Source organism: Flavobacterium sandaracinum, assembly GCF_004349135.1.
GTDB classification, from domain to species: domain Bacteria; phylum Bacteroidota; class Bacteroidia; order Flavobacteriales; family Flavobacteriaceae; genus Flavobacterium; species Flavobacterium sandaracinum.
Window position 1 is genome coordinate 118711 of record NZ_SMFN01000002.1, and the last position, 26382, is coordinate 145092.

General features: G+C 32.1%; 28 protein-coding genes. 3 read left to right on the forward strand and 25 right to left on the reverse strand.

Annotation, left to right across the window (positions count from 1 at the left end; all coding sequences use genetic code 11):
* Window positions 1-223: 223 nt before the first annotated feature.
* The 25 genes from E0F91_RS02420 to fahA form a co-directional block, all read right to left on the reverse strand.
* Window positions 224-2257, reverse strand: a complete 2034-nt coding sequence (locus E0F91_RS02420; RefSeq protein WP_113633704.1) for an OmpA family protein — start codon at window positions 2255-2257, stop codon at window positions 224-226.
* Between the two features lie 88 nt (window positions 2258-2345).
* Entirely contained in the window at window positions 2346-4430 is a 2085-nt protein-coding gene (locus E0F91_RS02425) for an Ig-like domain-containing protein (protein ID WP_113633705.1), read from the reverse strand.
* Window positions 4431-4831: 401 nt separating this feature from the next.
* Window positions 4832-5602, reverse strand: coding sequence for a diguanylate cyclase (locus tag E0F91_RS17920; RefSeq protein ID WP_243698820.1), 771 nt, complete (start codon window positions 5600-5602; stop codon window positions 4832-4834).
* 140 nt (window positions 5603-5742) lie between these two features.
* Window positions 5743-6099 (reverse strand): hypothetical protein, encoded by a 357-nt coding sequence (locus tag E0F91_RS02435; RefSeq protein ID WP_113633706.1) that lies wholly within the window; start codon window positions 6097-6099, stop codon window positions 5743-5745.
* 1 nt (window position 6100) lies between these two features.
* Complete coding sequence (locus tag E0F91_RS02440; RefSeq protein WP_113633707.1) at window positions 6101-6448, reverse strand: hypothetical protein; 348 nt, start codon at window positions 6446-6448, stop codon at window positions 6101-6103.
* 53 nt (window positions 6449-6501) lie between these two features.
* A complete protein-coding gene (locus tag E0F91_RS02445; protein WP_113633708.1) occupies window positions 6502-6834 on the reverse strand; it encodes a YtxH domain-containing protein in 333 nt (110 codons plus the stop codon).
* A 39-nt stretch (window positions 6835-6873) separates the two neighbouring features.
* Window positions 6874-7026 (reverse strand): lmo0937 family membrane protein, encoded by a 153-nt coding sequence (locus E0F91_RS02450; RefSeq protein WP_113633709.1) that lies wholly within the window; start codon window positions 7024-7026, stop codon window positions 6874-6876.
* 51 nt (window positions 7027-7077) lie between these two features.
* Window positions 7078-7230, reverse strand: a complete 153-nt coding sequence (locus E0F91_RS02455) for a lmo0937 family membrane protein (RefSeq protein ID WP_113633710.1) — start codon at window positions 7228-7230, stop codon at window positions 7078-7080.
* Window positions 7231-7263: 33 nt separating this feature from the next.
* The gene (locus E0F91_RS02460; protein ID WP_113633711.1) at window positions 7264-7887 is read right to left on the reverse strand and encodes a porin family protein; all 624 of its coding nucleotides are present in this window, start codon (window positions 7885-7887) and stop codon (window positions 7264-7266) included.
* Between the two features lie 195 nt (window positions 7888-8082).
* Window positions 8083-8544 carry a hypothetical protein gene (locus E0F91_RS02465; RefSeq protein WP_132064771.1) on the reverse strand — a complete coding sequence of 154 codons (462 nt, stop codon included), beginning with the start codon at window positions 8542-8544 and terminating at the stop codon, window positions 8083-8085.
* Window positions 8545-8687: 143 nt separating this feature from the next.
* Window positions 8688-8873, reverse strand: a complete 186-nt coding sequence (locus E0F91_RS02470) for a general stress protein CsbD (RefSeq protein ID WP_113633713.1) — start codon at window positions 8871-8873, stop codon at window positions 8688-8690.
* Window positions 8874-9083: 210 nt separating this feature from the next.
* The gene (locus tag E0F91_RS02475) at window positions 9084-9290 is read right to left on the reverse strand and encodes a hypothetical protein (RefSeq protein ID WP_113633714.1); all 207 of its coding nucleotides are present in this window, start codon (window positions 9288-9290) and stop codon (window positions 9084-9086) included.
* A gap of 114 nt (window positions 9291-9404) precedes the next feature.
* On the reverse strand, window positions 9405-10289 hold the full coding sequence (locus E0F91_RS02480) for an MlaD family protein (RefSeq protein WP_132064772.1): 885 nt from the start codon (window positions 10287-10289) through the stop codon (window positions 9405-9407).
* A gap of 18 nt (window positions 10290-10307) precedes the next feature.
* On the reverse strand, window positions 10308-11084 hold the full coding sequence (locus tag E0F91_RS02485) for an ABC transporter ATP-binding protein (RefSeq protein ID WP_132064773.1): 777 nt from the start codon (window positions 11082-11084) through the stop codon (window positions 10308-10310).
* A 1-nt stretch (window position 11085) separates the two neighbouring features.
* On the reverse strand, window positions 11086-11844 hold the full coding sequence (locus tag E0F91_RS02490; protein WP_132064933.1) for an MlaE family ABC transporter permease: 759 nt from the start codon (window positions 11842-11844) through the stop codon (window positions 11086-11088).
* 425 nt (window positions 11845-12269) lie between these two features.
* A complete protein-coding gene (locus E0F91_RS02495) occupies window positions 12270-12725 on the reverse strand; it encodes a PA2169 family four-helix-bundle protein (protein WP_132064774.1) in 456 nt (151 codons plus the stop codon).
* A gap of 164 nt (window positions 12726-12889) precedes the next feature.
* Complete coding sequence (locus E0F91_RS02500) at window positions 12890-13330, reverse strand: hypothetical protein (RefSeq protein ID WP_243698821.1); 441 nt, start codon at window positions 13328-13330, stop codon at window positions 12890-12892.
* 122 nt (window positions 13331-13452) lie between these two features.
* Window positions 13453-13674 carry a hypothetical protein gene (locus tag E0F91_RS02505; RefSeq protein ID WP_132064775.1) on the reverse strand — a complete coding sequence of 74 codons (222 nt, stop codon included), beginning with the start codon at window positions 13672-13674 and terminating at the stop codon, window positions 13453-13455.
* A 38-nt stretch (window positions 13675-13712) separates the two neighbouring features.
* Window positions 13713-14099, reverse strand: a complete 387-nt coding sequence (locus E0F91_RS02510; protein WP_243698822.1) for a hypothetical protein — start codon at window positions 14097-14099, stop codon at window positions 13713-13715.
* A 354-nt stretch (window positions 14100-14453) separates the two neighbouring features.
* A complete protein-coding gene (locus E0F91_RS18060) occupies window positions 14454-15839 on the reverse strand; it encodes an OmpA family protein (protein WP_132064776.1) in 1386 nt (461 codons plus the stop codon).
* Window positions 15840-16282: 443 nt separating this feature from the next.
* Window positions 16283-16756, reverse strand: coding sequence for a Dps family protein (locus tag E0F91_RS02520; protein ID WP_132064777.1), 474 nt, complete (start codon window positions 16754-16756; stop codon window positions 16283-16285).
* 967 nt (window positions 16757-17723) lie between these two features.
* The gene (locus E0F91_RS02525; RefSeq protein WP_132064778.1) at window positions 17724-18812 is read right to left on the reverse strand and encodes an alkene reductase; all 1089 of its coding nucleotides are present in this window, start codon (window positions 18810-18812) and stop codon (window positions 17724-17726) included.
* A 438-nt stretch (window positions 18813-19250) separates the two neighbouring features.
* Window positions 19251-20633 carry an NAD-dependent succinate-semialdehyde dehydrogenase gene (locus tag E0F91_RS02530; RefSeq protein WP_132064779.1) on the reverse strand — a complete coding sequence of 461 codons (1383 nt, stop codon included), beginning with the start codon at window positions 20631-20633 and terminating at the stop codon, window positions 19251-19253.
* A gap of 24 nt (window positions 20634-20657) precedes the next feature.
* Complete coding sequence (locus E0F91_RS02535; protein WP_132064780.1) at window positions 20658-21008, reverse strand: DUF892 family protein; 351 nt, start codon at window positions 21006-21008, stop codon at window positions 20658-20660.
* A 1170-nt stretch (window positions 21009-22178) separates the two neighbouring features.
* Window positions 22179-23462, reverse strand: coding sequence for a fumarylacetoacetase (gene fahA / locus E0F91_RS02540; RefSeq protein WP_132064781.1), 1284 nt, complete (start codon window positions 23460-23462; stop codon window positions 22179-22181).
* Between the two features lie 107 nt (window positions 23463-23569).
* Between fahA and glyA the strand changes: the two genes are divergently transcribed.
* The 3 genes from glyA to E0F91_RS02555 all read left to right on the forward strand — a co-directional run bounded on the left by glyA (window position 23570) and on the right by E0F91_RS02555 (window position 26356).
* On the forward strand, window positions 23570-24844 hold the full coding sequence (glyA, locus tag E0F91_RS02545) for a serine hydroxymethyltransferase (protein ID WP_132064782.1): 1275 nt from the start codon (window positions 23570-23572) through the stop codon (window positions 24842-24844).
* Window positions 24845-25010: 166 nt separating this feature from the next.
* Window positions 25011-25604 carry a MiaE family protein gene (locus E0F91_RS02550; RefSeq protein ID WP_132064783.1) on the forward strand — a complete coding sequence of 198 codons (594 nt, stop codon included), beginning with the start codon at window positions 25011-25013 and terminating at the stop codon, window positions 25602-25604.
* A gap of 176 nt (window positions 25605-25780) precedes the next feature.
* Window positions 25781-26356 (forward strand): helix-turn-helix domain-containing protein, encoded by a 576-nt coding sequence (locus E0F91_RS02555; RefSeq protein ID WP_132064784.1) that lies wholly within the window; start codon window positions 25781-25783, stop codon window positions 26354-26356.
* Window positions 26357-26382: the final 26 nt, after the last annotated feature.

The window sequence follows — 26382 nt, forward strand, 5'->3', positions numbered from 1 at the left end:
AAAATTACTAATTATTTTGCGAAAATTCACACTTTGAAATATAATTAGGGACTTGCAAAAATAAAAGATAGTCTCTTTTAATAGAAATATTAAAAAGAAGTGATTCCAATTCATGAAGTTACGAAGCATTTGTACTTTAAATTTTGGCACAAAAAAAAAGGATAGACTTTTTAGTTTCTATCCTTTTGGGTATTTATAAAATGTATTCTCCGACTACTTTAAATTATTTAACAGCAGGAATAATATCAATAATTACGGTACGGTTGTAAAAACGTTCCTCTGGAGTTTTATTTTCAAAAGGAGAATTGTTTTCATTTTCACCAAAACCAGAAACTTCAAATTTTACATCATTTCTACCAGTTTTAGCTAAAGCATTTGCAATGATATTTTTTGCATCATTTGCACGTGCAAGAGATAATCCTTGATTGTACACTTCTTCACCAATAATATCAGTATGACCTTTGATAAGAACCGTTGCTCCTACAGGAATTTTGGGTGTAACTACTTCAGTAAGGTATTTTTCATACATCGTAATTGCTTTTGACGTATTAAATTCATAGATGATACTATATCTTGTACCTTCTACCATTGTAGCAGGAGTCCAAAGTGTCACGTGAACCGGAGTTTCTTTCTCTATAATTTTACCACTTTTGGTTTGACCAATCATTTTTACTTTAAAATCACCTTCTGGACGATTTCCTAAAATTGATTTTCCAGGAATTTTAACCTCTTCTTCAGTATACGGTCCAAAAGATTGTACTTTTCCTTGTTCGTCAGCTATTTGTAATGACCAAGAAGATAAAGCTTCACCAGCTCCTTTGTTATTAAAGGTTACATAACTGTCAACGGGTGCGACTTGCGAAGCAACCATTTGAACTGGTTTTAATGGAGCATCAGGGCCACTTTGAAATTCCATCAATAAATCAGGACTGTTACTTTCAATAGAAACTCTGCGGTCACCTTCTCGTAGCAACACTAATTCTTGAGTTCCTCCTGGTTGTTCTGATGGGATATTTGGTTTATCTTGACCCTTAGTTGTAATTCTAGTTGCATTAATTGCAAATACGTTTACTAAATACGTTTTCACTGATTCTGCCATAGCAAGACCATCTGTATTTCCTTTTTCTGATGAACCAACCAAAGTAATAGTTGCAGCAGGATTTTTTTGCATACGATCCCCAAGGATGTTCAACACATTATAATAAACTGTCATTTGACGTTTAGAACGATCTGATAAATTTTTAGGAGCAAATGTTTCCAATTGATCTTCTTTAAAGTCTTTCACTTGATCTTTCGTTAATAAAACATAACGGTTTGGAATTTCAGTTGATCCTTCGTTAAAGAAAACGTAGTTTCTAAGTGGGAAAACTTCAGTCATTCTTTTTTCACCTTGAACATTGCTAGGAGAATTTACAGTAAAATCAACCTCACGGTCTTTTACCATATCTGTAGCTTGTTGGATATTTTGTCCTTGACCAAATTTAAGCGCTACACCAGCTCTAATTGTAGTAATGTTCCAAGTTTCTGTAGCACGTGGATTTTGACCAAAATAAGGTTGGAAAGAAACAAAAGGAGATAAAACAAATTGTGTTTTGTTACTATCAGAAGAAAGTGGAATATCATATCCAGCGCCAATTTGCATGGACAAAATAGTTTTTTCAATTTCACTAAATTCACCCGATACCGCCGCTGAAGGCTCTTGATCTGGGAATGCAGGATTAATTCCTAACTGATACGTAAATGATTTATCCAGATTGAAAGCCAAACGTGGACCTCCATAAAGGTAAAAATTAGATTTAAACGGAGCAAAACGTACGCTTGGTTCTACCGTGATATAACTAAGATCAGTAGATAAATCAGCTGGACAGTCACATGCTGTAAGCACTTGGTCAAAAGAACCTTTACGGCTATCAAAACCTGCTTGTAACATAACTCCCCATCTAGAAGTAGCAGGGCGATATTCTAAAAGCGGCGCAATAAAAAGTCCAACACCGTCACCGTCATGAAAAGTCGCAGGAGGTGTAAAAGCAGCATTTAGCTGATTTGTAGAACCACGGTAAAAGTTGAAATTTGCTCCACCGGCAACTCCAAAATACCAAGAAGGTTTTGCATATTTAATTGCTTGTGCTTCCTGTGCTTGTATAGGTGTTTGAACACTTAACCATGTCAAAGACACAAGTAAAAGACTTTTGATTGGTAAGTTATTAGGGGACCAAGCTTGGCGTAATCCCTTTTTTAAATTAGTTATATTGTTCATATTATTTATATTGTTTGATTCATTTTAAATATATCCCGCCTTTCGACGGGATAAAACTTTTTGTTTATTAAATCTATTGGACTAATGCTTAATTAGCAGGTACATTGATAGTTGTATTCACCATAGTAACTGAAGCTACTAATGAAATTGCTCTACCATTCAATACCGTTTGCACAGCATTTCCAGCAGTTGAGAATGTAACTCCGGCAGAAGCAATAATAGTTCCTGTCATAACTCCACCACCAGCGCCATTAATCACGGCTGCAGTACCAACATACCAGTATACGTTTTTAGCTTGGGCACCGTTTACTAATTTTACACTTTTAGCACCATTTGGACCAGCGATTCCTACTGTTAAACCAGCTGCTGTTTGAAAAATCCAAACTGCATTAGGATCACCTTTAGCATCTAAAGTTAAATCACCATTTGATATTTTGAAAGTTGCACCTGCTGATTTATAAATTCCTGGAGCTAAAACTAGATTCCCTAATTCACCTGCACCTGGATCCATTCCACCTGGTTTTTGTGCTGGAGAAATACTAAGATAAGCTGCATTTGCATCAACTAATCCTTGAGTAGCAATAGCTGCAGAGGCTGCTGAACCTGGAGCTGGGGGCGCTGTATGGATTCTTCCACTTACACGTCCTACATTAAGAGGAGTTTCTGTGTATACATCTCCTGTCGTACCATCATGAAATCCTGTTACTAGAGTCGCAGCAGCGGTTGTTCCAATATTTCCATTAATCACTGTATTCAAACCTTGATTCGTAATTCCTGCGTTTCCTCCAAAAACTCCGAAAAATAAACCGCTAGCGGCTGCTGGAGGTGGAGTAACAACTGCTGGATTCACTGTTGAGAAAGTCCATACATAGTTATTTGCCAATGAAGCACCTGCTACATTTTTAGCTCCTGTTGTGATAGTTGCAGTATAAGTAAGTCCTGCCTCAAAAGAATTAACTGGATTAAATGAAGCGGTTGTTCCACTGTAAGAAACTACTCCTGCAATAACAGTCGTACCTTGTCTTAAAGTAAAAGTTGTGGCATTAATAGTCAAAGGATCCATAGCTGTGCTAAATGTAGCAGTAACCGTTTTATTTAGATTTACTCCAGTTGCATTATTAAGAGGGTCAGTTGCAGTAACTGTTGGTGCAGCAGCGGTAGTAAATTTCCATACATAATTATTTGCTAATGGTATACCTGATACACTTTTTGCTCCTGTAGTAATTGTAACCGTATAATCATTATTTGCAACATATCCATTAGTAGCTGTAAAAGATACTGTTGAACCTGCATAAGTAATTACACCAGGCACTGTAAATGTTCCATGTTTTACTGTAAATGTTGTACTGTTTAAAGTTAAAGGATCCATTGGTACACTGAATGTTGCAGTAACCGTTTTGTTTAAACTTACTCCTTTAGCATTATTAGTAGGGTCAGTTGCAGTCACTGTTGGAGGTGCTTCTGTAGTGAAATTCCACACATAATTTGCAGCTAAAGGCGTTCCGTCTAAATTTTTAGCACCATTAGTAATTGTAACTGTATAAATTGTATTAGGAGTTAAGGCAGCAGTTGGTGTAAAAGTTACGACTGAACCAGCGTAAGCAATCGTTCCAGCAACTGAATTAGTTCCTTGATTTACGATAAAAGTAAAATTATTTATTGTCAATGGATCCATTGGAATACTAAATGTCGCAGTAATTGTTTTATTTAAAGGAACATTTGTAGCATTATTTGCAGGATCTGTTGTAATAACAGTAGGTACTATAACCATTCCAGTACTAAATGTCCAAACATAATCCGTTTGAAGGGCATTACCCATAACATCTTTAACACCAGTTTTAATTCTTCCAGTGTAAGTAGTGTTTGGTTTCAGAAAACTTGAAGGAGTAAATGTAGCAGTTGTTCCGCTATAAGTAACTGTACCTGCAACAGCAGTACCGTTAGCTTCCGTAACAATGAAAGTAGCTTCATTAATCGTTGTTGGGTTCATTTCTTCATTGAATGTTGCAGAAATAACTTGTCTTAAGGGAACACCTAAAGCCCCATTTAATGGAATTGTAGAAGATACTACAGGACAGACACCTTCTGTCTCAATAAAATTGTCTTCTGCACAACCTGAAATTAATGCAATAATCAGTATTGCAAAGGTTAGTAGTAGTTTTTTAGTATTCATTTTTTTAAATTTAGGGGATTAAGTATTTTATCGTCAAAGGTGAGCCTTTCATCGACTAAATAAGTTATACAATTAACTTTATAAGTTGTAAGATTCACTTATTTTATTTGTTAAAAAAATAATCAAGTTATTTAAAATCAATGTTTTAATATTTAAAAAGTGTTAACATTGTGTTATCACAATTAATTGTTAGGAAGAAAAAAAATATAAATGAAGACGATAATTGGAAAAAAGAAAAATAGGAGAGTATTCATTATTCTAAAACTATATTTTAAAATAATGTAAACGAAAAGTAGTATTTGTACCGTATGAAATAACAGCGTTATAAATAATTGCTTTTTAATACCAGTAGAAATTGGAGTGGTAGTAGGAACTAAAAGTTATATTTAAATAACTTTGAACTAAAAATTATTTAAATCATCAACATTTAATTCTTTTCCTTTTTGTTTTAAATTGGAAATAAAAATAGTAAGCTCTTTCGTAAATGTGTCAAGAGTTAATGCTGATTGTTTGATGAACTCTATACAGTCTTTAACTTCCTGTTGAGAATTGGAAGTTTGATCTAATTGGTTAGAAATTCCTAATATGTTTGTAACGGGCTGTCGTACACGGTGTGAAGTTATGAACATAATTTCTTGTAGTCCATTAATGTACGCTTTTTGATATTCCTTAGCGCTATTTAATTCAGAATTGATTTTGACAAGCTGCTCTGCTTTTTTTTCTTTCTCTTCGTTTTGAAAAGCAAGTTCTTTATTGGCAATAATTAATTCAGCAGCACGCTTTTCTTTTTCTTGGTTTTGAAAAGCAAGTTCTTTGTTTGCAATAATTAATTCAGCAGCACGCTTTTCTTTTTCTTGGTTCTGAAAAGCAAGTTCTTTATTGGCAATAATTAATTCTGCTGCACGCTTCTCTTTTTCTTGGTTTTGAAAAGCAAGTTCTTTATTGGCAATAATTAATTCGGCTGCACGCTTTTCTTTTTCTTGGTTTTGAAAAGCTAGTTCTTTATTGGCAATAACTAATTCAGCTGCACGCTTTTCTTTTTCTTGGTTTTGAAAAGCAAGTTCTTTGTTAGCGATAATTAATTCAGCAGCACGCTTTTCATTTTCTTGGTTTTGAAAAGCAAGTTGATTATTTTGAATTATTAATTCTTCCTTATTTACTCTTTTAATCATCTTGCTTCAATTTAAAATCTTTACTGAAAATTTTTTTAAAAATAGGTCAAAAAGCTTGTAATTTCCTATCAAAAATAAAAAATTAAAGATAATAATTAAAAAGATATAGAATTTAATAGTAAAAAAATATTAATCTAAAATTAGACATTTTCTAAGTCGTTGTCTTGTAGTTTTTCGGTCTTTTTAGTAACAATGTTGGTAATTACAAATTGTAAAACTGTTCCCAATATTCTTTTTATTGGATTGTGAGTAGATCCTAATAAAACTTTTTTAGTAATGTATCCTGTAGTCATTCCTAAAACATTGCTCAGGATATTTCCTTTAATTTCTGGGGATGTAGCTATAATGCCAAACGCATTTTTTATAAGATTTATTGGTTTTAAGCTTTCAACGGTATAATGATACTGATCTTTAAGTTGTACTAATTCATCAGCTTGTTTCATTTTCATTAATAAGATAGTTTCCTTAAGAATGTCTGTTTGGTTTATCTTTTTCATATTAATTTTTTTTAAGCATTTTAACAATCATGAAATTGCTGATAGGCATTTTAATCCACTCATCTTTAAAAATGTAAAGAATAATTGCGACAAGTAAATAAAAACTCGATACAATGAAAAAGCCATAATATAGTTTCCCAACTAATTCTCCAATCCATAAGGAAAGGCCAATATTGACCAAAAAGGCAAACATTGCAAAAACAATAGAAACAGCTAATCTAGAAATAAGAGAAGACATAACATCAGCAGTTTTATCCACTGCATGTAACTTCGCCAATTCTACTGTAGTTTTAGTGTAATTCTCTGCTCTTTCGAAAAGCATTTCTATTGTTGTTGCGTTGTTTTCCATGATATAATTTGTAAACGTATTGAATATTGAAATCTTAAAAATTGAATATCGAATTAGATATTTGTATTTTTAATTTCGTTTTTTGCATCGTAAAATTTTGATTTTCCTTCAGCAAGTAAAGTTTCACCTTCATTTTTAGCATCATAGAATTTTGATTTTCCTTCAGATACTAAAGATTCACCTTCTTTCCAGATTTTCTCGTATTTCTGAGTAATTGTACCTAATAAAGTATCTAACTTGCCTTTTAATTCATCAGCGTAGTCATTACTTTTGTCCATAATTTTAGTTCTTGTTTTGTCTCCTTTTTCAGGTGCAAACAATACTCCTAATAATGCTCCTACAGCTACTCCGCCTAAAACTCCTAATATTATTTTATCTGCTTTCATAATTATTTATTTTTATTTTTATTAATTTAAAAAATTGAATTATATACCTCTACCTTGAATAAGTCTAAAAAGTATTGCTATTACTGCAATAACAAGAAGTACGTGAATAATTGATCCTAAGCTGAATGCAAAAAATCCGATTGCCCAAAAAATTACTAGTATTACTGCGATTGTATAAAGAAGATTTCCCATTTTGTTTTTTTTTAATGATTTATAATTTTGATTTTTTTTAGTAGTCTTGAATTAAATTCTTCTACCTGATATAAGTCTGAATAAGATTGCAATTACTGCAATAACCAGAAGAATGTGAATAATTGATCCTGCACTATAGGCAAAAAATCCAATTGCCCAAAAGATAACTAAGATTACTGCGATGGTGTAAAGAAGGTTGCTCATGATTTTTAGTTTTAAATGATTAGTTATTATTTATTAGTTTAATCTCAATCCTACGTAAACGTTAAAAACACTGTTTTTTGCGTCAGAAGAAGTAAAGTTATTGTCCTTTCCTATTTTAGTTAAACCATAGTTGTAACGAACACCAAAGTTTACTACATCTAAATCTACTCCTACACCACCAGAAATACCAGCGTCAAACTTGTTGAAATCATCAGTGTCTAATTCACTTGTAGAAGATCCAAAATTAGTTTCAGTTGATGTTTTTCCACTAACCATGTAGGCTGCGTATGGACCAACATGTACATTAAAATTATCAGTCAAATTAGCAACTAATAAAACAGGTACTTCAATATAATTGATATTGAATTTTGATGTTCCCTGGAATACTGCGTTATCGTATATTTGCTCAGAACCTTTAGTTGTGTAATTTATTTCTGGCTGAATTGCAATACTATTTGTAATTGGGAACTTAGCATATAAACCAGCATTGAAACCTGTTAGTATATTACTGTCATCCACATTATCTGTATAAAAATTAGAAAAATTTAGTCCACCTTTAAAACCGTAAGAAGGTGTTTTTTCTTGCGCTTGTGCGCTTGTAAAGCTCATGAAACTTAATACTAATGAAGCAAAAATCAGTTTTTTTGAATTTTTCATTTTGTTTGTTTTTTAATTGAATTATTATATTACAAATATCCGCATCTTACCTTAGGCTATTGTTACATTACTTTTATTTAAAGTTACATTATTCACACTTTAGAGTATTTTAATAAATAGTTAAATTATTAAAATGCTGATAGTTATATTATTACCAAAAAAAAGGCGAGTTCTAAAACTCGCCTTTTACATTTTCTATTTATTATCTACTGTCAAGTTTTTCATTGCAGCACCTAGTTCATCCATGTCTCGATTGTATTCTTCTTTGAAAGATTGCCAGTCACTATTAGTATCATTTTTATACTCTTGCACTTTCAATTTGATGTTTTTATTTTTTAGCTCTAATGCTTCAATTTGTTTAGCATACATTTCATCAATTGATTTACCAGTTTTTTTCATATTGGTTTTCATTTCTGCAATGCGAATTTCATTTTGCTTAATTGTAGAATCAGTACTTTCTTTGAAATCATTCCATTCTTTCTCGGTAGCTGCTGCTCTTGCATCTGACAATTCTTCTTTTGCATCATCAAGATTATCTCTTGCTTCTTCTACGTTATCCTTAGCAGCTTCTTCTTTTTTTGAGGTGTCTTGGCATCCTACTAAAAGAGTTCCAGCCATAAATGTTGTAATGGCAAGTGTAAAAAATATTTTTTTCATTTTGAATTGTTTTAAGTTATTGATTTAATGTACAGTTTGTTATTGTGTTTTTGCTAGTATTTTTAAAGATGCTAAAATTATTTTTCGACAAAATTTTAATTTTAAATACAGTAATCTAAGAGGATTTTGAAGGATAGTAGAACCTAAAGACCTTCAAATATTTGTAGTAATTCTGCTCTGGATATTCCCAGTATTGCTTGATACTTTTTTAGCATTTCTTCTTTTTTCTCTTCAGAAAAAAGTGCTTTATTATTGGTTAAAGCAGCAAACTTTTCTTTTAGCTCTTTTTTTTGTTCTTCCCAGTTTCCCTCGCGCTCTATCGGATCCATTTATTTATTGTGTATTGTATGCGAAATAGTTTTCACTTTACAAAGTTCAGGCGTTTACAGGTTTTTGCAGTTATATAACTTTAAAGATTAGTTTCATTATTCACTGATTGAATAAAAATTAACACAGATTATGGGAAAATCTAAATAAATAAAAAAGTATTTTTTTACTATTAAGAAATCAATTGAAAACAACAATATTGCGTTTTATGTTTATTTATGACTTGAAATGTATTTCTCTACTATATTCTTAAGTGATTCATGATAATCAGTCAATACTTTAATAGTCATTTCGGGATTTTCAACGTCAGGAATTGTCACTGGCATCTCTAATAAATATTTGATCAATTCAGGATATTCATTACGGATTTTCATAGTAATTTCGAGTATTGCCTGATTGATTTCTTTTTCTGTTTTCATGATAAAGTATTTTAATGGATAAAATGGGTTGGTATTTAAAATAAAAAATTTAAAACATCATAATTGTTGCTAACAAGTATGATGTTTTAAATCAGTAAATATTGTGATTTCGGACTATTTTAAAGAATCATTTTCAGCACCAATTTTCAATTCTCTCTTCATTTCTTCCTCTTCTAAATCAGCTGCTGCTTCTTGCTTTTTTTCTTCCTCTTTTTTCTTTTTATTAAAATAACCTCTCAATAAGAAATTATTTTTTGCAGCTTCAATAACTTCATTCAGTCCTTTAGTTGCTGATTTAACATTAGTTAGTGAAGAATCGATTACTTTTCCCATTCTTTCATCGCTAACCAATTTTGACAAGGCGCCTTTTCCGTTATTCATATTTACTGTAAATCTTTTGAATTCCGTAGAGCTATTTTCAAGATTACTAACCATGGTTTTTATGCTGTTTCCAAATTCCTCATCAGAAACCAATCTGGATAGTGCACCGTTTCCATTATTCATGCTGTAACTGAATTGCGCCAATTGAGCAGTAATAACGCCCGCATTATCAACACTTTTCTTGACACTCACCATTAAATCATCCATTTCGATTGATCTTTTGGAAGTTATATAGTTGTTGTTTTCAACTATTACAGTAGAATTTTTACCGGATGAAATTGTCAAAACTTTATCACCCATCAAACCATCGGAATTAATACTCGCAATAGCATCTTTCTTGATGTATTTACGAACTTCGTCTCTTATGACTAATTTAATCACCACTGAGGTATCATTTAGAAAATCAATTTCTTCAACAGTACCAATATTAATACCAGACAAGCGAACATTGTTTCCAACTTCAAGTCCGTTAACCGAATTAAATTTAGAGTACAATTCAAACGTAGATCCAAATAAATTTTTTTGTTTTCCAACGAAATATATGGTTCCAACAAATAGTACCAATCCTATAATTACAAACATTCCCAATTTCCATTGGTATCCAGATTCTTTATTCATTTTTTATTTTTTAATTGGTTAGATGAAAAAAGAACGAACCCATTCATCGTCGCTTTTTTCTAATTCTTCATACGTTCCTTCAACATGTATGACGCCTTCTTTCAAAATAACGATACGATCGCTAGTATGTTTCGCACACGGCATATCATGTGTAATTATGATAGAAGATGTTTTATATTTTTTCTGAATTTCAAGCACTAATTCACTAATTTCTCTTGAAGTGATCGTGTCGAGTCCTGTTGTAGGCTCATCGTATAATATTATTTCAGGTTTTAAAATAAGTGTCCTTGCCAGACCAATTCTTTTGCGCATACCACCGGATAATTCTGAGGGCATTTTATCAATAGCTTCGCTCAAACCAACACTTTCTAAAATTTCCTTAATTTGATTTTCAACTTCCTCTGCAGATAAATCTTTGGCATGTCGCTTTAAAGTAAACCCCAGATTATCACGTACACTCATTGAATCATACAAGGCAGCATTTTGAAATAAAAATCCAATTCGGACTCTTATTTTGTTAAGCTCAACACTATCCAACTTAGTGATATCAGACCCAAACACTTTGATTTCTCCTTTGTCAATATCCATTAATCCAACAATACACTTGATGGTAATTGATTTTCCAGAACCCGATTTTCCTAAAATAACAAGGTTTTCTCCTTTATTCACCGTAAGATTAACTCCTTTTAAAACCTCATTTTTTCCAAAGGATTTGTAAAGTTCATTTATTTCTATCACTGAATCATTTACTGTAGTCACAGCGTTAAGTTCCAGATTTGTTTTTTCTTGTGTCATTTTAAAAAAATAAATCGGTTATTTGAACGGCCAACATATCAATAATAAAGATGGTTAATGAAGCAGTCACCACCGCTGAATTAGCCGCTTTACCAACGCTCTCTGTTCCGTTAGCTGCATTAAATCCTTTATAGCATCCAATCATACCAATGAAAAAACCAAAGAAAAAAGTTTTCATCGTTGCCGGAAAAATATCTAAAAAGGTAATTGATTCTAATACTTGAGCTAGATACCGATAAAAATTGACGTCGCTATGAATATTAATTCCAATATAGCCACCAATAATACCTATACCATCTGCATAAATTACTAATAGTGGTATCATAAGAGTCGTGGCCAAAATTCGGGTAACAACTAAATATTTATAAGGGTTTATAGCAGAAACTTCCATGGCATCAATTTGTTCTGTTACTTTCATGGATCCTAATTCGGCACCAATTCCGGAGGAAACTTTACCTGCACAAATCAAGGCAGTTATAACTGGCGCTATTTCCCTAATTAGCGACAGTGCCACCATACTTGGCAACCAAGATTCAGCTCCAAACTTGGCTAAAGTTGGTCTTGATTGTAGTGTAAGCACTAATCCCATTATAAAACCGGTGATGGTCACTAATGGCAATGATTTATAGCCTATCACATAACACTGTTTGATGAATTCCTTCATCTCATAAGGAGGCTTAATTACTTCTTTAAAAAAACGTAGAGCAAATAATGTCACTTTACCTACATCGTAAAATGTTTCTTTTAAATAGCTAATTATATTTTCCTTTTTTGCGGTTAGTGTAGTACTCATTTATAGTTGCTGTTATTTTTCGGACTCATTGGAACATTATAATTTTATACAGTTTGTGTGATAGGGTAGTAGTGAAGAAAAAATGAACGCTAGTCTAATACTTATTTGTGATTGTACTATAACATAATTTACGAAAAGTGTAAGCTATTTCACTGTGTGGTTCTAAACCAATAATTTTAAGTTCTCTTTATGAAATAGTGTGGAGTTTTGATAAAAAACTTTAAAAAAAAGATTTAATTAAAAAAATGACCATTTGAGTTGCCCACTAAAGGCCATAAATTAGTTATAGTTTTAATCTCCCACACATTCAATTACACTAAATGAACTAGAAGTTTTACTGGTAATACTTAAAAGAGCAATTGATTTCAGTAAAACGAGTATCTAATGTTCTTTTAAGACAACATCAAATCACCTAATTTTTTGACTTTATCATGGTGCTTTGTCAGCATAATTTGTTGTGATTTAAGCCTAATATGCAGTTCTGCGGTAAGATAATCCAGATTATTTGATAACGTATCTTTATAGCTTTTTATAGCAACAAACTCATTGTATTCTAAAGTGTTCAAAATATCTTCTCGATCTTTTCCCGCAATAGTTATTTTAAAATTAATCCAGAATCTTGAAAACAAGCTGTTTTTTTTACTGAGATTCACTGGGATGCCTCCCATCTTTTGTACTTCGTCTACTAGTTCTGATTTGAAAACGGTACTGGTTTCCTGAAATTCAGCGAATAAATCTTTTAAATCATTTTCCTCCGTTACTTTTTTGGCTGTTTTATAAATCTCAATTCTTTCATTATTGATTTCAATAAGATTATTTAAGACAACAATTGATTTTTCTTTATTCATGACCTTAACTATTAATAAATTAAACGAACATAGATAGTATCTTTAATAAGAACCATTGGTAAATAATAAAAGAATACTACTCTTTTTATTTTTTTGATTGTATTGCTAGTACGTATTTTATTTAAAAAGAGTAGTAGCCTTAAGCTATAAATCTCTAGAATGTACTAGAATCTATTTGTAGATAAAATAAGTTGCATTCCAGGATATTGAACATCTTGTTGATCTTCAGCTGTAATAAATATTTTTGAAGGTTCAAAAGAGGTAACAGTTTCAAAACTCGCTTTAAGTTTTGAAGACATAAAGCCTGTATCGCTTTTTATTTGTCCAATATTTTTAACAAGAGATTCTTCTGTTTCCATCCAAACTACATACACATTTTTTGAAGGTTGTAATCTGGTTACTTCTGCTAAATTTGATATCTTTATTTTAATAGAATAATTTTTATTGCTATCCTTTTTAACGCTTACATTCCCTTTTGCTGCAGGAACAATTGACGAATTTTGAAAAGCAACATTTTTTCCGCAGGAAGAAAATGATACAATTAGAAGAATTGCTGCTACACCTAAGAACAATTTTTTAATACTTAATTTTAATTGAATTGGCATGGTAATTTTTTTTGAGTTATTTTATCCTACAAAATTAAAGGAACAAATAATATAATAGCTTATATAAATATTTTAAAAAGTTATATTATTCACACCTAACCAGGCAATTCAAGCTATTACTTTCACACTTTTTTGTTAATTCCAGCTACTAACAAAACGACTCCTCCTACGGCGAGTACAATGCCAATTATTGGTGGCCAAGTGATGGGGTGATTTACTTCTTTATTGATCTCTATGGGTCCTATATCTACCACTTTTTCGGTGGTTGTGAAATTAAAGCTATTGTAAAACAGCATTATTGTCCCTAATATAATTAGGATGATTCCGATACTTTTTGATTTCATTTTTACAACTATTTATTTTATTTAAAGTAATTTCTGGATTATGCGCCAGAGAAATATTCTTTGACAAAATTGTGCTGCTGATTCACAGTCATCTTATCGGTATGCTTAATTTCAAATTTTATTTTTAAAAAGCGCTCATCTTCACTTAAGAGATCGAAGAGTTCAATTTTCGCATCAGTTGGTCCAAAAAGAATGACACGCTTATAATTTTTAACCGTTTCTCCAATTTTTTTATAATAATCGTAGAGTAGTTTTTTTTCTTTCTCCTTCATTAAATTTGTAGGCTTTGACAAATGCGTATTTTTGTCTTTTAATGCAAAATCTGATTCAATAGTTTCAATCTCAAAATGCTTAGAGGTAAATTCCATTAGATGAGCAAAGGAATGATCCATCCAAATACCCAATTTTTTTTTAGTTGTTATCATGATTTTTTTCTTGGATTAATCAATGCTACGTGGTTCAGCATTAACGAATAATGGATAATTTATAATAACCTAAATTTCAGTCATTTGCTTATTAAAATTGTTATATAAATTTATAATAAAATTGTATAATTCACAGGTTTCTCATAAATTAGAGGTCAATATAATTTAAAATTAAATCGAAGAACAGGATAATTTAAACTACGCTTTTATGTGAAAATTTAGTTTTAAACGATGGGAATAACGGGTAAGATGTTTTTTATTTTGCTTTATATCTCAAATGCTCTAAAACAAAAAAAGAGGACTGTTGTTTCCAACAGCCCTCAATTAACCAAACCAAAACCCAACCAAATCTTCTTATTTTTCGTAAGTCATTTTCAACTCTACTCTTCTGTTTTTTGCACGTCCAATAGCCGTTGCATTTGTTGCGATAGGTTTACTTTCACCGTATCCAATTGCTGTTACTCTTGCTCCAGAGATTCCTTTTTCCATCAAATAATTTTTAACGGATTCAGTACGTCTTTGAGATAATTCTAAATTAAAAGCATCACTACCATTGCTGTCAGCATGACCTTCAATAACTAAGTTTGAAGCATCGTATTTATTTATTAGACTTACTAATTCATCTAATTGTACTAATGAACCAACTTTTAATTTGTCGCTATTGTTTTCAAAGAATATTTTACTTCCTAAGTACGTAATTCTTTCAACATCTTGTTTTGTGATTTCTGGACATCCTTTGTTTTCCATAGTTCCTTTAACAGTAGGACAACGGTCATCTATATCAGCTACACCATCTCCATCAGTATCCGGGCAACCATTTAAACTTGCAGGACCAGCTACATCAGGACAACGATCTAAGTCATTTTGTATTCCATCTTGGTCATTATCCATAGGACAACCTGTAGCGTCAACTTTTGTTCCTGCTTTAGTATCTGGACATTTATCATTTATGTCTGCTACTCCATCATTATCTGAATCAGGACAGCCATTTAATAATGCAGTTCCTGCAACATCTGGACAAGTGTCTAAATAATCAGCAACTCCATCTTTGTCTCTGTCTAATGGACAACCATTTTCATCAACAACTATACCCGCTGGAGTATCAGGACACATATCTTTGTGATCAGCTACACCATCATTGTCAGCATCTTTTTTCTCTCCTAAATTGAAAGTCAATCCCGCCATATGAGAAAGGTAAGCATCTTTTTTGCCATTATCATTAACACCGTCTCTTCGGTCTTTATTAGAAAAACTGAACGTTTCTTGTAAATTAAGTGTAATGACATCACTCAATTTGAAATTCAATCCACCACCTGCAGTAGGCAAGGCGTAATCAATTCTGTCTTGATCAAAATTTACGTCATTATCAAATAAAATAGCACCAACTCCTGCAAAAGCATAAGGTCTAACTATGGATTCTGGACCTGTCATGTTAAATCTTAAATTCAATGCTACAGAATTAAAGTCACTCTTGAAACTTCTTAAAGGTCCGTCGTTGTATCCAATAGTTCCTTTTGAAGCTAAAAAATTCAAATCAAAATAGCGACCCAAGTAGCGCGAAACTGAAATACCTCCAAAACCATAAAACGCTTTATCAGTCTTATAAAAATTATTTCCTAAATCACCTTGATATTGTGTCACACCACTATGAAGACCAATGTTCCATTTCTTGTCCTCAGTTTGCGCTTTTGCGATAAATGTAAATGCTAAGCAAGTACATACTAATAGGATTTTTTTCATTATTATTTATGTTAAATTATTTCCTGCAAAGGTGATCAGCAGGGTGATTTTATTTGTTATAGAACTATTGTAATAAATTATATATTTCCCACATTTATGCTTGTTTACTATCTAATGACCAACTTTTTTGATAAAAAATAGAACCATTTAGAAACAGTATTCTCATTGAACTGCTCTAGGATACTATACTGAAAGTAGGCTATTAAAAGGATTTTAATTTTTTAAAAAAAACAAGGGGCTTAATTATGAAAAATAGTTAAAATCAAAATTCAAAACCCATTTTACTGCATATAAATAATGCTGTTGAAAATCGATTTCTGAGATTATTTTAAGTTATGCAACAGTTTTAAGAAGTAAATGTATTTACACAACGTTAACTTCTTAAAACTAGTTAGCTTCTGGTGCTCCAATCTCCATTTATTCGAACGTATTTAGTAAATAATTTATTCTAAATACCTTCTCAATGTCCAAGCCATTGTCTCGTGATCTTGCATTAAACCAGTTAGGAAATCTGCAGTTCCTGCATCTTTATTTTCATCTGCACTGAGATCTACATCTTTTCGCAATTGTACAATTAGTGTTTCATGATCCTCCACTAATTCTTTAAGCATTTCTTTTTGGGCGGGATATTGATTTGGAGATTCTTTGATTACAGTTAATTCCGAAAACTCTTTCATTGTACCAATAGTCTTTCCCCCTAATTTGCTAATACGCTCTGCAGCTTCATCAATTGATACTTCCAGCTGCGTATATTGACCTTCAAATAACTTATGAAGTTCCATGAAGCTTTGACCCGATACGTTCCAATGAAATTTTCTTAATTTAATGTATAAGGTCATTTCATTTGCTAAAATGGAGGATAGGATTTTAATACTGTTTTTTAAATGTGCCTCTGTAATTCCGATTTGAACTTTCATATTTTTTAGATTTTGTTTATTCTACAATGAGTTTTTAGAAAATAATTAGCTTTTCTTGACGTGAGGGACTTTTTATCAACATTCCTTTTGATAAATAAATCACTACACAAAGGTTATTTTATTCCTTTAATAAAGTATTACAGAATTACATTATTAATTTACATTTTTTACACTTTGTTAAATGTAAAATACTATTTATTAATGTTTTGTGGAATTTTAATCACTATTTAGATACTACTAATAAATTGTAAAATGCATTTTAAACTCCGTTGTTTTCCTTGTTTTAAAAAGAGTTAATTAGAAAGTATTTTGTAAAAAGTTAGGCTATTGAGACCTGATTTGTTAAATAGATTTTTTGGGCTACTTATAAGAGTTTAACGTCTTCTAAAAATTGTCTAATCGTTTTTTTTCCATGATTATTCCGAGACTTCCAGCTTGATAGTTCATGAGGACCGCCTTTATGACTTCAGTGAAAATTTGTTGTATGTTTTATTAACCCCAAGAATTAATCATTTTGATTCTTCTTGAATAACAATTGTTTCCTTTTTATAACGGCAGCGGGTGTATGGGAGGATCATTAGTTAATTTAGTAAACATGGTAGAAATTGTTAAGTAAAATTATGATCAGAGGAAAAATAAATTGGATTGGTAGTAAATGGACTTGCTTATTTATGCTTAATTCCTTGCGGAAAATTAAAATTTATTCAATACCAGAAAGGCAGGAAGGTTATTAGGTGGTGCTAAACTTCGAATCGGTTGCCCATTTCGATTGCTCTGTCAAAAACCAGGGCTAATGTGAAATGGTTTGGTTGAAAAGAGAGTCTTTCAGAATTATTTTTAAATAATTTAAAAAACAATCTTTTCAATCACCTTAAAAGTATATTAAATGAGATCTATTTTTTTCCATTCTTTTGGTCAAAACTCAGCTGCTAGAAAAAAAACCTTTTTATTTACAATTATTTTAATATCAAATTTTATAGACTGGATAATCTGTATATCCTTTTGCATCAGCGGTGTAAAACAAATCCATATCAAGGTCCTGGGATAAAGGCCAATCATTTTGCAATCTTTCTACTAAATCTGGATTATTTATGTAGGGTCTTCCAAAAGCAACGAGATCTGTAAGTCCGCTATTCAATGCAGATTCCGCACTTTCTTTATCATAACCACCACAGGTAATCAAGGTATTATTAAAATTATGACGAATCAATTTTTTAATTGCTAATGGTACAGCTGGAGCACCCATAGCAGAATGATCAACAAGATGAATATAAGCAACATCTAATTTATTTAATTCCTTAGATAAGTAGTCATACGTAGCCTCTATTTCAGGATAATGCGGCATATCACTGGCTACACCATAAGGCGATAGGCGAATTCCCGTTTTTTCTTTTCCAATAGCTTTGGCAACCGCTGTTACAACTTCAATCACAAATTTGCAACGGTTTTCTATACTTCCTCCATATTCATCAGTTCGGATGTTGCTTATTGGAGATAGAAACTCTTCTAGTAAATACCCATTGGCAGCATGTAATTCGACACCATCAAATCCGGCAAATAAAGCATTCTCAGCTGCAGAAATAAATTCTGTTTTTGCATGTATGATATCTTGTAATGTCATTTCATGGGGAACAACAAAGTCTTGCAATCCACTCGCATCAGTCCACATTTGCCCCGCAGCTTTGACCTGTGATGGAGCAAGTATTTGAGCATTTTTCGTCATATTAAGCGGATGACTTATTCTTCCTGAATGCATTAATTGGACGAATATTCTTCCTCCATTTCTATGAACGGCGCCTGTTGTTGCTTTCCAGCCTTCTACTTGTTCCGCATTAAAAATACCTGGTATTCTAGCATATCCCAAACCATTTGGCGAAGGTGATGTCCCTTCCGTTATGATTAGTCCTGCAGTGGAGCGTTGCTCGTAATAAGTGGCTATTAATTCATTGGGAACATTTCCTATCGCTCTGCATCGTGTCATTGGAGCCATTACGATTCTATTTTTTAAATCGATAGAACCCACTTTTTTTGGTTTAAATAATTCGTAATTTTTCATGTTTTTTTATTGTTATGTTGCTAATATAAAGGTAATTATATTAAATGATTTGTTTTTTAAAACCAACAAAATTTAATGTATTGCTGCTCTATAAAGCTCCTTTTCATTTTAATACCTTCAGAAAACTCGTTTCCATATTTACTTGCGATGAAATTTTGCTTAGAAAACCACTGCTCAGAAAAATATATTTTAAACGAGATTTCTTAAAGTATTAAACTATAGTAATCTAAATTTTTAGTAAACTAACGCCTAATTATTTATTCCTTTTTTTACATCAAGTTAGATCACATGGGTTAAAATTATGAATACTGGATGTCTAACTCGTGTAGTTAGACCATTGCAAAATCCTTTATATTCTAGATGCCGTTTCGCTATTCAGAGATATCAGAAATGTGGCTACTGAACAAAATTTAATCATTGTGTTCTTTAAAGTGAACGCTATAGTGGATCTGAAATTCCGCTAATACGGATGAGTTTTTTATTAACAAATTCCTGAATTCCTAATTCAGACAATTCTCTTCCATAACCAGAACTTTTTGTGCCTCCAAAAGGTAAATCAGCCTGCGTCCCAGTGGGATGATTGATGAATACCATTCCAGTATCAATTTGGTTAGCCATTTTTTCTCCACGTTTGATGTCTTTGGTAAAAATGGAACAACCTAGTCCAAAATCAGAATCATTTGCTAAGACAATCGCAGCTTCTTCATTTTTTACTCTGTAAAAAGACGCGACAGGTCCGAATATTTCTTCGTAATAAGCAGGTATTTCCGGTTTTAAATCAGTTAAAATAGTCGGTAGTACAAAAGCTCCTGGCAAATCAGCACGTGTTCCTCCTAATAAAATAGTAGCACCTGCATCAACGGATCTTCTTATCTGGTCAATGATGGTTACTGCCGCTTCCTCGCTGCTCATTGGTCCTAATTCGGTTCTCGGATCCATCGGATCCCCAATAATTAAGTTTGATAACTTTTCTTTGAATTTTTCAATAAATTCATCTGCTATAGCTTCTACGGCAATGAATCTTTTAGAAGCCACACAACTTTGACCATTGTTGTTAATTCTACCTACCACTGCCCATTCTACTGTTTTGTCAATATCAGCATCTTCCAGAATTATGAAAGCATCACTGCCACCCAATTCCAAAACGGACTTTTTTAAAGCGCTTCCGGCTTCAGCGGCAATACTGGCTCCAGCTGCTTCACTTCCGGTTAGCGAAACTCCTTTTATTCTTTTATCAGAAACCAAAGCTGATGCTCGTTTTCCAGAAATAAATAAATTCGTATAAATCCCATTTGGCGCTCCAGCTTCCTTAAATAATTCTTCAATTGCAATTGCGCATTGTGGCACCATGGAAGCGTGTTTTACCACTACTGTGTTTCCTACCATAAGGTTGGGAGCGGCAAATCTGGCCACTTGATAGAACGGGAAATTCCATGGTTCGACACCAAGAATGACACCTATAGGACTGGATTTTATGTAAGCGCTACCGTTTTCTGGTTCTAGAGGCTTGTCAGCCAAAAAGGTCTTTGCATTTGTAGCATAATAATCAAAAATAGAAGCACTTAACAAAATTTCACCTTCGGCCTGAGCAATTAATTTACCCATTTCTAAAGTTATTAATGTAGCTAACTGTTCTTTTTTTTCTCGCATTAAAGAAGCTACTTTGTGAAGTATTTGAGCACGTTCATCGTAGCACGTTTCTTTCCATGAAGTAAATGCTTTTGCCGATTTAGAAAGTAACAAATCAACAGTTTTTTCAGTCATTTCATCAAAGGCACTACCGACTTTATTAGTATAAGGATTAACAGTTTGAATAGCCATTTTTTATATATTTAGAATTATTAGTTATGTTTTTTTTATGTTTTTTGCGTTTGAGGATAAGCCGTACATAGCTTCATATTTTAAAACAATATTCGATTCACCTATTGAATTAAAAAAATCTTCAAGACGCTTAATATGATCCATTGTAAATTGTAAGTGTACTTTGAGTGCATTTGATAATTCTTCAGTAGCTGCGTTTTTTATCAATATGGGAATGGAAATTATTAATGCCTTTTCTGAAAAGTATATTTCTTTTAATTCCTCCATAAATATATTTCGACAGCTACTTTTAGTTTCAATAACAGATTCGTTCAAAATCACTTTCTCTTTTTGCAAAATTATTTTTTTATCGACTTTATTTGTACTATTTTTCATTTGCTAATTGTTTTAGATAGTAGTTATATACTCTATGGTAAAGTTCACTTTTAAAGTCCGAAAATTCATTACACAATATTATAAATGAGTTGCAATATTCACTGGTAGTAGTAGAAAATAAAATTTATTATTGGCGTTTTACTGTATTTTCTAATGATAGGTCGTTCTCAAAAAACACTATACTTTTATACTAATGCTAGTAATTTGTTTACTATTTCTTTGACAGAAGATTTAAATTTTTGCTGTTGCTAATAAATTAAGCTAAAATATTTTGACTAAAACCTAAATTTTATATTTCATTTGGAACTAAGTAGTTGGACTTATTTATTGCCGTACTATAAAGTCATTGAAATACTATTTAACATAAAAAGTCATGTAAGCATTAAACCTTAAATGACCTTATTATTGCTTACATTATCAGTCTTACACAAATGAAACTTCAATGACTTATATGGTAAAAAAAAATACGTCATTGTTTTATTCTTAGTACTTAATAATGTGGTTTTTAGCAAATATTTTGCGTTTATTTCGACCTCAATAAAGTTGTAAAATAAAAAGATGATGTTGAGTTATTGATTGATTCTAAAGAATGTAGAAATGAAAAACCAGTACAGTTATCAAGAAAAGATCTTGTTCGATTAAGAAGCAGAGCGAATATTTTTATTACCTACTTGGTTAATTGACAACTATAATTTCATGTCGAAATAAGTCAATAATAGATGATAAATACAACCTTTCGCTTGACATTTTAAATTCGGAAATAGGAGTAGCTCATTTGTAGGTTGGTGCTACTGTTTTAAAATTTGGAATTATTTTGACTTTTTTATTTTTTAAAGATTTGTGTCTTTTTTGATTCTGATAATACTTTTAATTCTCAGTAATTTTATTACCCTTTAATGATTCATACTTATTCTTTGATTGTTGAGATATACAGTAATTCTACTGTGCCATAAACACCATTATGATAATGTTGAACGGGTTTTATATATTTGTTAATCTCAATTTATTTGTCAGCAGATTTGCTTTATTATTGGCTAGTAATAAAAACTACTAGGAGAAGGTGTCTTAGACTTTTCGTGCCATAAAAAAACCCCTAAATAGTGTTTGACTTTTTAGGGGCGTTCCAAAAAGTTTAAATTTTCGGAGTTTAAGTTATCGTTTCTTAGTATTTCATTTTCTAACGAAAGGAGGCAGCAGTTTACTGGAAACTTCGCCAAAACCAATTCTTACGTGACCGTTTTGACAAAAGCCTTTCATGATAACAGTGTCATTATCATTAATAAACTTACGTTCTGTTCCATCATTTAATTTAATTGGGTTTTTCCCTCCCCAGGTAAGTTCTAGCATGGAACCAAAACTATCTGCTGTAGGTCCTGATATTGTGCCTGAGCCCATCATATCACCAGAATTAACACGACAGCCATTAGAAGTATGGTGCGCTAATTGCTGACTCATTGTCCAATACATATATTTAAAATTCGAACGTGATATCACGGTCGGTTCTGATTTTTCAGGTTGAATAGCCACTTCTAAATTAATATCAAAAGAATGCTTTCCTTTTTGTTGTAAATAAGGCAGGGGAGTTGGTTCTTGTTTTGGTCCTTTGGTTCTAAAAGGTTCCAGAGCATCCATTGTTACAATCCAAGGAGAAATGGAGCTAGCAAAACTTTTAGCTAAGAACGGGCCTAATGGAACATATTCCCATTTTTGAATATCCCGCGCACTCCAATCGTTCAACAATACCATTCCAAAAATATAATCTTCCGCCTCTGTTACGGCAATATTTTCGCCCATTATATTGACATCAGTAGTAATAAAGGCCGTTTCCAATTCAAAATCTACTAAACGGGATGAACCAAAAACAGGTGTAGTTTCTCCGTTTGGCAATGTTTGTCCCATTGGCCGGTGAACCGGAATCCCAGATGGAACTATAGTAGAACTTCTACCATGGTATCCCACAGGAATATGAAGCCAGTTAGGCAACAAAGCGTTTTCTGGGTCACGAAACATTTTCCCTACATTAGTCGCGTGCTCTTTACTGGAATAAAAATCAGTGTAATCGCCTATTAATACTGGTAACTGCATTTCAACATCTTCTAAATTGAAAATGATAATGTTTTTGTCTTTTACATTGTCTTGTAATTTCGGATTGGTCACATCAAAAAGATCAGCTATTCGGTTCCGAACCAAACGCCATGTTTTTTGACCATCAGAAATAAAATCATTCAAAGTATCCTGCATGAACATATCATCTGTCAATTCAATACCTTCAAAATAATTTAATTGTTGCAAAGCGCCTAAATCAATGGCGAAATCTCCAATTCTAGTTCCTACGGTTACTACGTTTTCTTTTGTAAGAAAAACACCAAAAGGAATATTTTGAATGGGAAAATCACTGTTTGCATCTACTTCTAGCCATGATTTTCTATTGGTATCGTTAGCTGTTATCGGCATATTTTGTTAATTAATTTATTAAAAATTACTTGTCAAATATATTATAATCTAACTATTAACCAAACGTTTTTTTGTATTTTTGCATCAAATTAACGAAAATCAAAAAAATGCAACGCGACGAACAAATTTTTGACCTTATTCTGGAAGAACAAGAAAGACAAATTCACGGATTAGAACTTATCGCCTCAGAAAACTTCGTGAGTGACGAAGTACTGGAAGCTGCTGGTTCAGTTTTAACGAACAAATATGCTGAAGGATATCCTGGCAAAAGATACTACGGAGGTTGTGAAGTAGTTGATGTTGTTGAACAAATTGCTATTGACAGAGCCAAAGAATTGTTTGGAGCTGCTTACGCAAATGTGCAGCCACACTCCGGTTCACAAGCTAATACTGCGGTTTACCACGCTTGTATTAAACCCGGTGACAAAATTTTAGGTTTTGATTTGTCTCACGGAGGACACTTAACACATGGTTCACCAGTAAATTTTTCAGGTCGTTTGTACACTCCTTCTTTTTATGGTGTAGACAAGGAAACGGGAAGATTAGATTATGATAAAATTCAAGAAATAGCTACTAAAGAGCAACCAAAATTAATCATTGCAGGAGCTTCGGCTTATTCTCGCGATATGGATTTTGAACGTTTTAGAGTAATAGCGGATAGTGTTGGTGCTATTTTATTGGCTGATATTTCTCACCCAGCTGGACTTATTGCCAAAGGGTTGATGAACGATCCATTGCCACATTGCCATATTGTAACTACTACAACACATAAAACATTACGTGGTCCTCGTGGAGGATTAATTTTGATGGGTAAAGATTTTGAAAACCCATTTGGTTTAACTACTCCAAAAGGCGAAATCAGAATGATGTCTTCTTTATTAGACTTGGCTGTTTTTCCTGGAAATCAAGGTGGTCCATTAATGCATATTATTGCTGCCAAAGCTGTAGCTTTTGGGGAAGCTTTGAAAGATGAATTTTTTACATATGCTTTACAATTACAAAAAAATGCGAACGCTATGGCTGATGCTTTTGTAAAAAGAGGATATGAAATCATTTCTGGTGGAACAGATAATCACATGATGTTGATTGATTTAAGAAACAAGAATATTTCTGGAAAAGATGCTGAAAATGCATTGGTAAAAGCAGAAATTACCGTAAATAAAAACATGGTTCCCTTTGATGACAAATCACCCTTTGTAACTTCAGGAATTCGTGTAGGAACGGCAGCTATTACTACTCGTGGTCTTGTAGAAGAAGATATGGAAACTATTGTTGCCTTAATTGACAGAGTTTTGGTAGACCATACTAACGAAGAGGTTATCGAAGCGGTAGCAAATGAAGTAAACGAAATGATGAGCGAAAGAGCTATTTTCGTATACTAATTTTTTTAGTCTAAAGGTTAAAGGTTAAGGTTTAAAGTTTAAATTTTTGGAATCAACAGTTATTAAATACTAGTAGGTATTTAATAACTGTAATTGGTCTCTGAATTTTAATTTTAAACCTTTTTCTTTAAACCTTAAACTTTTTTAAACTTTAAATAAATTTTCAATGTCTGTACTAAGATTAAAATTACCCACGGATCCGAGATGGGTTAATATTGTAGAAAAAAATATTGAGGAAATCTTGACGGATCATGCTTGGTGTGAACAAAAAGCAGCTACAAATGCCATTACGATTATTACCAATAATTCAGAACACCAAGATTTAGTGAGGGATTTATTGGCTTTGGCCAAAGAAGAAATCGATCATTTTGAACAGGTTCACAATATTATTATTAAACGCGGCTTGAAATTGGGGCGAGAACGTAAAGATGAATATGTGAATGAATTGTACCTGTATATGAAAAAAAGCAGCGATGGAAGTAGAGTTTCCAGTTTAGTGGAACGGTTATTGTTTTCTGCAATGATCGAAGCTAGAAGTTGTGAGCGTTTCAAAGTGCTTTCAGAAAACATTCAGGATGAGGAATTAGCCGTGTTCTATAGAGATTTAATGGAAAGTGAAGCAGGACACTACACTACTTTTATCACTTACGCTCGGAAATATGGCGTTGGAATAGATGTCGAAAAACGCTGGAGAGAGTGGTTGGAGTTTGAGGAAGCCGTTATTGCAAACTATGGTAAAAATGAAACGATTCACGGGTAATACCAAAAGTTTTTTTTTAAACTATTCAATTGATAATATTATTATTTTAATAGTGGAGTGCAACTTCTTGGCTTCAATTCGACCATTTCCTACTAAAATTAATCTAAAGGTAGCTATTCGTTATTTTTCGTCTACATTTATAAGATTTAACAAATGTTCAATAATTTATTTATTTCATGAAGCTCAATTATAATTACGATGGAAATATTGCTTGTAAAAGAATATTAGAAGATCATTTAGATAAATTAAATGTTGAATACCAAATTTTAGGATTAGGTCAAATTGAAATTAATGATGATTTATCGTTAGAAAGTTTTCAAAAACTACAATTGGAATTGGATAAATATGCTATACACATTATTAATAATCCAAAAGCTCAACTGATACAAACAATCAAAGACATGATTGTCGAAATTATTTATGAAAAAGATAAGTTTCCAAGTACGACAATCTCACAGTATTTAGCGGAAAAACTTGATTTGCGATACGGATACATTACAACTATTTTTTCTGAGTACACTTTTACTTCAATAGAAAACTTTATTATAATCCAAAAGATTGAAAGAGCCAAAAAATTAATTTTAGCAGAGAAATTAAGTTTAACGGAAATTTCATATGAATTAAATTATAGTAGTGTTGCCTACTTATCAACACAATTCAAAAAAGTAACGGGGTTAACTCCATCAATGTTTAAAAGAATAGTCCATAAAAAAAGACACCTATCAAAGGCGATTATCAAAGACGAAGATTAAATAAAACAATCCATACCCCAAATTTT

Bases quoted from the DNA above. Each gene is read 5' to 3' on its own strand.
- E0F91_RS02555 (WP_132064784.1), top strand. From the start codon at position 25,781: ATGAAGCTCAATTATAATTACGATGGAAATATTGCTTGTAAAAGAATA.
- E0F91_RS02520 (WP_132064777.1), bottom strand. From the start codon at position 16,756: ATGAAAGTTCAAATCGGAATTACAGAGGCACATTTAAAAAACAGTATT.
- E0F91_RS02525 (WP_132064778.1), bottom strand. From the start codon at position 18,812: ATGAAAAATTACGAATTATTTAAACCAAAAAAAGTGGGTTCTATCGAT.
- E0F91_RS02510 (WP_243698822.1), bottom strand. From the start codon at position 14,099: ATGATAACAACTAAAAAAAAATTGGGTATTTGGATGGATCATTCCTTT.
- E0F91_RS02475 (WP_113633714.1), bottom strand. From the start codon at position 9,290: ATGAAAACAGAAAAAGAAATCAATCAGGCAATACTCGAAATTACTATG.
- E0F91_RS18060 (WP_132064776.1), bottom strand. From the start codon at position 15,839: ATGAAAAAAATCCTATTAGTATGTACTTGCTTAGCATTTACATTTATC.
- E0F91_RS02440 (WP_113633707.1), bottom strand. From the start codon at position 6,448: ATGGAAAACAACGCAACAACAATAGAAATGCTTTTCGAAAGAGCAGAG.
- E0F91_RS02425 (WP_113633705.1), bottom strand. From the start codon at position 4,430: ATGAATACTAAAAAACTACTACTAACCTTTGCAATACTGATTATTGCA.
- E0F91_RS17920 (WP_243698820.1), bottom strand. From the start codon at position 5,602: ATGATTAAAAGAGTAAATAAGGAAGAATTAATAATTCAAAATAATCAA.
- E0F91_RS02420 (WP_113633704.1), bottom strand. From the start codon at position 2,257: ATGAACAATATAACTAATTTAAAAAAGGGATTACGCCAAGCTTGGTCC.
- glyA (WP_132064782.1), top strand. From the start codon at position 23,570: ATGCAACGCGACGAACAAATTTTTGACCTTATTCTGGAAGAACAAGAA.
- E0F91_RS02505 (WP_132064775.1), bottom strand. From the start codon at position 13,674: ATGAAATCAAAAAGTATCGGAATCATCCTAATTATATTAGGGACAATA.
- E0F91_RS02445 (WP_113633708.1), bottom strand. From the start codon at position 6,834: ATGAAAGCAGATAAAATAATATTAGGAGTTTTAGGCGGAGTAGCTGTA.
- E0F91_RS02485 (WP_132064773.1), bottom strand. From the start codon at position 11,084: ATGACACAAGAAAAAACAAATCTGGAACTTAACGCTGTGACTACAGTA.
- E0F91_RS02500 (WP_243698821.1), bottom strand. From the start codon at position 13,330: ATGCCAATTCAATTAAAATTAAGTATTAAAAAATTGTTCTTAGGTGTA.
- E0F91_RS02455 (WP_113633710.1), bottom strand. From the start codon at position 7,230: ATGAGCAACCTTCTTTACACCATCGCAGTAATCTTAGTTATCTTTTGG.
- E0F91_RS02495 (WP_132064774.1), bottom strand. From the start codon at position 12,725: ATGAATAAAGAAAAATCAATTGTTGTCTTAAATAATCTTATTGAAATC.
- E0F91_RS02535 (WP_132064780.1), bottom strand. From the start codon at position 21,008: ATGAAAAATAGTACAAATAAAGTCGATAAAAAAATAATTTTGCAAAAA.
- E0F91_RS02530 (WP_132064779.1), bottom strand. From the start codon at position 20,633: ATGGCTATTCAAACTGTTAATCCTTATACTAATAAAGTCGGTAGTGCC.
- E0F91_RS02465 (WP_132064771.1), bottom strand. From the start codon at position 8,544: ATGAAAAAAATATTTTTTACACTTGCCATTACAACATTTATGGCTGGA.
- fahA (WP_132064781.1), bottom strand. From the start codon at position 23,462: ATGCCGATAACAGCTAACGATACCAATAGAAAATCATGGCTAGAAGTA.
- E0F91_RS02550 (WP_132064783.1), top strand. From the start codon at position 25,011: ATGTCTGTACTAAGATTAAAATTACCCACGGATCCGAGATGGGTTAAT.
- E0F91_RS02450 (WP_113633709.1), bottom strand. From the start codon at position 7,026: ATGGGAAATCTTCTTTATACAATCGCAGTAATACTAGTAATTTTTTGG.
- E0F91_RS02470 (WP_113633713.1), bottom strand. From the start codon at position 8,873: ATGGATCCGATAGAGCGCGAGGGAAACTGGGAAGAACAAAAAAAAGAG.
- E0F91_RS02460 (WP_113633711.1), bottom strand. From the start codon at position 7,887: ATGAAAAATTCAAAAAAACTGATTTTTGCTTCATTAGTATTAAGTTTC.
- E0F91_RS02480 (WP_132064772.1), bottom strand. From the start codon at position 10,289: ATGAATAAAGAATCTGGATACCAATGGAAATTGGGAATGTTTGTAATT.
- E0F91_RS02435 (WP_113633706.1), bottom strand. From the start codon at position 6,099: ATGAAAAAGATAAACCAAACAGACATTCTTAAGGAAACTATCTTATTA.